The organism is Chryseobacterium sp. CG10_8 (assembly GCF_058117085.1).
Genome location: NZ_JBYVEB010000125.1, coordinates 1 through 7,633 on the forward strand (window position 1 = coordinate 1; position 7,633 = coordinate 7,633).

Sequence of the window (7,633 nt, forward strand, 5' to 3'; positions counted from 1 at the left end):
CCACAAAAGTCATAAAAGATTATAAATATAAGCTTTTGTGACTTTTGTGGTTTTATTTCTTTCATTAAACAAGAATAAAATAAACAACTGTTAATCCAAATTAAGTATGCTTTTTCTTATGATTCCGTCCCCACCAAACTAAAAATCCAGTGATGGGAAGACTGGCGCAAATCAAACTTGAAATTAAGGCAATTATTTTTCCAAAAATTCCTAAAATTGCCCCAACGTGAATATCATAATTCGCAGCAATATATTTTTCGCCTAAACTTCGTTTAGAATAAGGTCGATTGAGTAACAACTTCGCCGAATTTTCATCAAAAATCATCTCGCTATAGATGTAGTATTCTTGGTCAAGACCTCGCACATAGACTGTATAATTCGGGTGCTCTTCTTCTAAATCGCCCAAATGTTCGTGTCCCAAATCCATGGCATACGCACTTTCATTAGGATAATATTGCTCCACTTGATACGCCATTTTATCTAAGGTTTCAGCAGAACGCATTTCAATTGGGTCTTTGGTTTTGATGTGAGAATAATCTGGAAGCGCCGTTTCACCACCCGAAAACGCCCAATAAAACGTTGTTTGAATAAACATGAATGAATAAAACAATCCTGTAATGGCGACAATCAACGCTACAAACGAAGAATAAAATCCTAAAATACTGTGTAAATCGTAATTCTTTCGACGCCAATTTTTGATATTCTTCCATTGAAACCAAAAGCGTTGCTTTCTGGCTTTTCTGTTCTTCGGCCACCAAAGAATAATCCCCGAAATCAACATCAGCAAAAATATCAGCACTGGAATTCCTACTACATATTTTCCCCAAGTGGATTTCAGTAAAAAACTCCAATGAATGAATTTCACAATATTGAAAAATCCATTTTTCTCATCCTGAACCGAAAGCACTTTCCCTGAAAACGGATTGACATAAGCGCATTTGTAAACCACCAATTCATCGAAATAATTCCAAGCTTCGGGATTGGTTTCGTAATAATAGAATTTATAGGATTTGGTCTTATCTATAGGAATTTCAACCCAATGAATCGGATATTTTTCCTGAACTTGTTCATTGACTTTTTGCTCCAAAACTCGGATTGGAAGAACTTTTTTCTCAGAAATATTTTGTTCCTGATGATGAATAAAATCCTTCCTCAAATACGCTTGAATATCCTCCTTGAAAACAAATAAAGCACCGGTAATACTCACCACAAAAACTATAAAACCAATCCCTAAACCAAACCACAAATGCAATTTTCGCACCCATGCTTTGAAGTTTGATTTTTTGTTTTTGTTGGTGTTTTTGTTCATTCTATATTATGGTAATTGAACTCTTTTTGATAAATACGTTCAATTTTACTGCAAACATAATAAATGCTTTGTCATTCCGACGAAGGAGGAATCTCAATATTTTAAAATAGATTCTTCGACTACTTCACTTCGTTACGTGCTCAGAATGACAAAACAATATGATTATGACACAGCTAAAATTTTTAATTCAATTTTTAAAACTTATATTCTATCGACAATCTCCAATTTCTTGGCGCACTGTACATATAAGCATAGACTTGGTCTCCTGTTGCCCAATCTGAGAATGTATAGCCACCGTAATTTTTTCTATTGAATAAGTTATTTAAAATAAAATTGACATCAAATTTTCGGTGTGTGTATGATACTCCAAAATTCGTATCTACATAATCTGGTAATTTGTCCGACAAGTTTACGGACTGACTTGGGAACCAAGCTACTCTTCCTCCTTGATATTGGTAACCTGCAGAAATTCCGAATCCCTTCAAGAAACTATCCGAAAAACGGTAAGTCAACCACGTATTTTGAACATTTTTTGCATTTCCAGGAGAGGGCTTTCCGATGAAAGCTTCATTGGTATCTTTCACCGTTTTCGCATCAGTATAAGCATAGTTAATCACTGCGTTAAGACCTTTGAAAATTTCCCCTTTAATATCAGCTTCAAAACCTCTTGCTCTTTGTTCTCCATTAGCATAATTGTAAGGATAAGTAGGATTTCCATTGCTATCCATAAGTTCATGATCTTTATCTCCTACGATAATGTTCTTCCTTTTAATCTCGTATATAGCCAAAGTCGAATTCCATTTCCCACCAAACCAATCTTTTTTAAGTCCAAATTCAATATTTTGTCCTTTTAAAGGGGCTGCAACTGAAGTTCCATTGCTTGCATAGGTCTGGACAGATTGTGGTGTAAAGGTTTTGTCAAAAATTCCGTAAACAGAAAAATCCTTCTTGATTGAATAGCTTAAACCTACTCTTGGCGTAAATTCTCCAGCCGAATTAACCATCACTGGAATATACTTTCCAGTAATATTTGGATAACCTGCGTAGGTTTTTCCATTGGTATATCGACCTGCTAAAATAAGCCTTAACTTATTATTGAACATTTCGACCTGATCTTGGATGTAATATGAAGTATATTCAACACCTTCTTTATCATATAATGGAGCGTTTGAATCTAAAGTATAAAAATCGTCAGAAGGCAATATTGAAGGATCAATTCCATAAGTTGGATTGGAAATATCGAAAGGATAAGGCGTACCGAAATAAGTAAAATCGGCTTCATATTTTCGGTTTCCGTAGTCGAATCCTGCAATCAATTTATGCTTCATAGAACCCGTTTGCAAAGTTCCTCTTAGATAGGTTTGGAAAATATTATTATCTCCTTTTGCTTGCCAATTGCCTAAACTTCGGTTAAATATATTAGAATCCGTCGAATCAAAACTTCCCCAAAGATTACTTCCATCGTGATCCACATCCATGTAAGCATATTGTGCACTCCAAACCCAATCTTTAAAAATCTTTTGATCTAAACTTAAAAATAAGCTTTGATCTTTGATGGTAGTTTTCTTGAAATTAGGATCAAAAAAATTGAAATCAACTGGTAAATCTCCGTAACCTGATTTCGAAAACAAATAAGCTCCTGCTTGTGAAAATTTAAGTTGCTGATAAGTATATTGAGCAGTAAATGTCGTTGTTTTTGTTGGTCTAAATGTTAATGAAGGTGCTACAATTATTTTATTGTTTTCATCATTTTTCACCCAAGAATTGTTGGAACTTGCCATCAAATTAAGTCGATAATCTAAGACTCCTTTTTTCACTAAAACCCCGTCCAAATCCGCTTCACCGCGGTAAAGGTTGTAACTTCCTGTTGTAAACTTCACCGAATTATTGAATTTACCTGTAGGCTTTTTCAAAACAACATTATAAAAACCAGCCGGATCTCCCAAAGAACCCATAAAACCAGCCGGACCTTTCACAAATTCCACACGATCAACGACAGAAATATCTGGATTAATCGGTCCCCAAGTTGTTGTAGCGTTCATTCCGTTGATAAACGTCCCAATACTTGCACCTCTCATAAAAACATTAGAATAGACGTTATCCCAATGCTCTACTTTCCTCGCACCACTCACATTTCGTACAATGCCTTCCGACATATTAAGCGACATTTGGTCAGTAATAATTTGTCCGTTAATGGACTGTACATTTTGCGGAAGTTCCAAAATTGGTGTATCTAATCTTAAAGAACCCGAAACCTCATTAAGTTTGTATTTCTGATAATATTTGCCTTTGATAACAACTTCTTCAATCTCTTTACTCTTAGCCGAATCTTTCTTTTGTTGTGCTTGTGCAAAAAAGGCAGCGGTTAACAATGCCGGTATTACAACTTTCTTCATGTTCTCTATTTAGACTTAATTAAAATGCCGTGCAAAAGTAAAAATTAATTTCAACTATTTTTAATAATTCTAAATAAAATTTGTGATAAAAATCATAAAAAAAGAGAAGCCAAAACTTCTCTTTGATATTATATGTTAATTAAAATTTATCTTGCGTTAGACACATATTTCATCAGTTCTTTTCTTGAACTATCAAAGCTAAATGCTTCATACACCGTATAAAAGTTGGACTTATCTACACAGTTTCCATATAGCATCTTACCAGCTTCTAATTTTCCTTTGTCAAAACTAAAGGCGCTCAAAATATCTTTAATTTGAGCAGAAGTAAAGTAAGAACTTCTCACCTGCTGTTGAATAAACTGGAATTTGGAATCGTCAAACGAATTTCTTTGTAAAGATTTCATGAAATTACCAAACTGACTGTTATTCATCACGTTGTTGCCATAGTTTCCGTAACCATTTCCATTACCGTTGTTACCATAATAACCACCGTTATTTCCATTGTTACCGTAATATCCACCATTGTTACCGCTATTGCCATAATAACCACCATTGTTGTACGGATTATTCCAAACATCATCCCACTCGCTGTAACCGTAAGACTGCATTTGGACTGGATAAGAGTCTAAAAGATATAATCCTTGATTACTAAAAAAGTCTAAAACAAGTCTTCTATTGTTTTGTACATTGATCCTTGTTCTGTACACCAAATATCCGTCTTCGTAGATTGAAATAGGTAATCTCCCTGAATTCAAATCAAAAAATCTGAATTTTCCTGAAGCATTGCTTATCATTTGCTCTCCAATTTCTACAGTAAAATATCCACGTTCCGGAATTCTCAAAAACACTTCAGAATTTCCGTAGTTATCATGCCATCTGTAATTTCTCACAGAAATGTTTTTATTGATATTGGAATTCGGTTTGTTCCCTTGATTTTTGTAATTAGAATTATCTAAGACATTACCGCTTCTTTTTGCTTCAGAACTATTTGTTGCACTTTTGTTAACCGTGGCATCACTTCTTCTTGTTTGCATTTCGGTACGGCTTGCTTCGTTTTTCAAAAGCTCTCCTGCTTTTCCTGCCTCTTGTGCAAAAATGGAAAATCCAATTAATAAAACACAAGTTGTAAATATCTTTTTCATGACTTTAAATTTTAAAGGTTATGTAGAGTGATATTCTACAAGTGTGCCAAAACCTCCTATTTTAGGGAATTTACTGAAATTTGTAACTTTATTTTATCTTCGTTTAACCTATTATAAAATACGACATCTAAGAAATTTTATTCAAAAAAAATAGAAATTTTCAAATACCATTCAATGAAATTTATTTTTTAAGAATTCTCAAAGAAACTTTTTGTTCTGTTTTCCCCTTCAAAGTCAAAATATAATTTCCTGTTTTAAGCTCAGAAATATTTAATCTTTCAGACTTTAAAATAAAGGATTTTATTAATCTACCATCTATTGCGTAGATTTCGGCAGTTGTAAAGTCAGAGAGATCGCCAGAAATATGGATTTCATCTTCCACAGGATTTGGAAATACAAAAAGTGATTTTTTAAGGTCAACATTTTCAACTCCTAAAAAAGTTTTGCTTAATGCAACTGCGCTATTGGTGTCTTGATTGATACTGTATGAAGGTACTGTGATATTACCTGCAGTGGTCGTTAGCAGAGGATATCTTTCAATGTTGTCATAATAAGTATAAGTGGTATTGGTCATTGTTCCGATATTGACAGGAACAAAAATGACAACAAACAAACTGAAATTTTGAACAGATTTAACACGCAAAACATTTGGGTAGGTATTAGGTCCTATTACCAACGTTCCACTTGCATCAGCAGAATTAACAATAGTTCCAGAAAAAGTTCCATTATTTCCAGAATAAGAAAAAGTTCCTGCGGCGGTATCATTATTGGTACTACCATAGCTTGTAGGATACACCATTGCTGTTGCATTATCGGTAGTAAAATTAAGCGTAGCACCGGAGGTGACTGCACCAGTAATTTCAAGTTTTGAAGTGGAAGATTTGTAATAAGTAATCGCTCCACTTGCATCTGTTGCTTTAAGGGTAGAACCAGGATAACTTGACACTTCGGTTGCAGACGGAGTTGAAAAAACGGTATTTGCAGCAGCTCCCGAAGTTAAAGCCGCATTGTTAAAAGTCACCCCACTTCCTGTCGCAGAATTATCTGGTGTCCCATTAACGACTACATTATTAACTGTATTACCAGAAATAGGATTATGAGCAGCGTAAGTAACAGTAGTTTGAGCAAAACTCACATTGAAAACACTGATCGATAAAATGAGTAAAAATTTTTTCATAAGAATATAGTTTTAGTAAAGTTAATAAAAAAAGAGAAGCAATTGCTTCTCTTTTAATTATTTAGTCAAACGTTTAAGTTTATCACAAAACTAACTATGCATGAATGGATCTCTTACCAGTCGCATCTAAAGCCGCTTCTTTTACAGCTTCTGCATATGTTGGATGTGCATGAGACATTCTTGTTAAATCTTCTGCACTTGCACGGAATTCCATTGCGGTAACTCCTTCTGCAATTAAGTCAGCTGCTCTTGCTCCAATCATATGGAAACCAAGAATTTCGTCCGTTTTTTCGTCTGCAATAATTTTTACAAAACCATCGGTATCACCAGAAGCGCGGCTTCTTCCTAAAGCTCTCATTGGGAAAAAACCCACTTTGTAAGCTACACCCTCTTCCTTCAATTGCTCTTCAGTTTTACCAACTCCTGCAACTTCTGGCCAAGTGTAAACAACACCCGGAATTAAATTATAATTGATATGCGGTTTTTGTCCTGCCAAAGTTTCAGCTACGAAAATACCTTCTTCTTCAGCTTTGTGAGCCAACATTGCACCTTTGATTACATCTCCGATTGCATAAATATTAGAAACATTCGCTTGAAGATGGTCGTTAACTTTCACTCTTCCTCTTTCGTCTAAATCAACTCCAGCTTTTTCAAGACCTAAACCATCTGTATAAGGCTTTCTACCTACAGAAACCAAACAATAATCTCCTTCGAAAGTAACTTCTTCTCCTTTTTTATTTTTAGCCGTAACTTTTACGGTATCTCCATTTCTTTCTACTGCAGAAACCGCCGTTGAAAGTTCAAATTTCATTCCTTGTTTTTTCAGAACTTTTTGCAATTCTTTAGACAAAGCACCGTCCATTCCAGGAATAATTTTGTCCATGAATTCGATTACTGTAACATCAGAACCTAATCTTTTGTAAACAGAACCCAACTCTAAACCGATAACTCCGCCTCCAATTACTAATAAATGTTTTGGAACTTCTTTTAGATTTAAAGCTTCTGTTGAAGTAATCACTCTTTCCTTATCCAAAGAAATAAATGGTAAAACTGATGGTTTAGAACCTGTTGCAATAATGGTATATTTTGAATCGATAACTTCAGATGAGCCATCATTTTTAGTAACTTTAATTTGAGTCGTGCTTTCAAAACTACCAACGCCTTCAAAAACAGTAATCTTATTTTTGTCCATCAAAAATTGAATCCCTTTCGTGGTCATGTCAACCACTCCATTTTTACGTTCAATCATTTTAGCCAAATCAACTTTCGGCTCGTTGATGATAATTCCGTAACCCGCAAATTCGTGTTTTGCTTTTTCAAAATGTTCTGAACTGTCCAAAAGTGCTTTTGAAGGAATACAACCAACATTAAGACATGTTCCACCCAAAGTAGAATATTTTTCAATAATTGCAGTTTTGAAACCAAGTTGCGCACATCTAATTGCAGCAACATAACCTCCAGGACCAGAACCGATTACGGTAACATCGAATTGTGACATTATAAAATTGTTTAGAGTTTAGAATTTATATTTTATGATGGCGAATTTAAGAAAATTTATTCGTCCTGAAAAGTCGGAAAATGGGTTTATATTTAATCCGACAATAAACAA

General features: G+C 34.5%; 5 protein-coding genes. All 5 read right to left on the reverse strand.

The annotated features are described in order from the left end of the window. Positions 1 to 100: 100 nt before the first annotated feature. On the reverse strand, positions 101 to 1,309 hold the full coding sequence (locus AC4AGG_RS14475; RefSeq protein WP_489772727.1) for a PepSY-associated TM helix domain-containing protein: 1,209 nt from the start codon (positions 1,307 to 1,309) through the stop codon (positions 101 to 103). A gap of 194 nt (positions 1,310 to 1,503) precedes the next feature. After that, the gene (locus AC4AGG_RS14480) at positions 1,504 to 3,705 is read right to left on the reverse strand and encodes a TonB-dependent siderophore receptor (protein WP_489772728.1); all 2,202 of its coding nucleotides are present in this window, start codon (positions 3,703 to 3,705) and stop codon (positions 1,504 to 1,506) included. Positions 3,706 to 3,851: 146 nt separating this feature from the next. Next, positions 3,852 to 4,847, reverse strand: coding sequence for a proline and serine-rich protein 1 family protein (locus tag AC4AGG_RS14485; RefSeq protein ID WP_489772729.1), 996 nt, complete (start codon positions 4,845 to 4,847; stop codon positions 3,852 to 3,854). Positions 4,848 to 5,028: 181 nt separating this feature from the next. Continuing rightward, positions 5,029 to 6,024 (reverse strand): T9SS type A sorting domain-containing protein, encoded by a 996-nt coding sequence (locus AC4AGG_RS14490; RefSeq protein ID WP_489772730.1) that lies wholly within the window; start codon positions 6,022 to 6,024, stop codon positions 5,029 to 5,031. A 94-nt stretch (positions 6,025 to 6,118) separates the two neighbouring features. Next, on the reverse strand, positions 6,119 to 7,522 hold the full coding sequence (gene lpdA, locus AC4AGG_RS14495; protein WP_489772731.1) for a dihydrolipoyl dehydrogenase: 1,404 nt from the start codon (positions 7,520 to 7,522) through the stop codon (positions 6,119 to 6,121). Between the last annotated feature and the right edge of the window lie 111 nt (positions 7,523 to 7,633).

Excerpts from the sequence above, each read along its gene's own strand:
- AC4AGG_RS14485 (WP_489772729.1), bottom strand. The coding sequence starts at position 4,847 with ATGAAAAAGATATTTACAACTTGTGTTTTATTAATTGGATTTTCCATT.
- AC4AGG_RS14480 (WP_489772728.1), bottom strand. The coding sequence starts at position 3,705 with ATGAAGAAAGTTGTAATACCGGCATTGTTAACCGCTGCCTTTTTTGCA.
- lpdA (WP_489772731.1), bottom strand. The coding sequence starts at position 7,522 with ATGTCACAATTCGATGTTACCGTAATCGGTTCTGGTCCTGGAGGTTAT.
- AC4AGG_RS14475 (WP_489772727.1), bottom strand. The coding sequence starts at position 1,309 with ATGAACAAAAACACCAACAAAAACAAAAAATCAAACTTCAAAGCATGG.
- AC4AGG_RS14490 (WP_489772730.1), bottom strand. The coding sequence starts at position 6,024 with ATGAAAAAATTTTTACTCATTTTATCGATCAGTGTTTTCAATGTGAGT.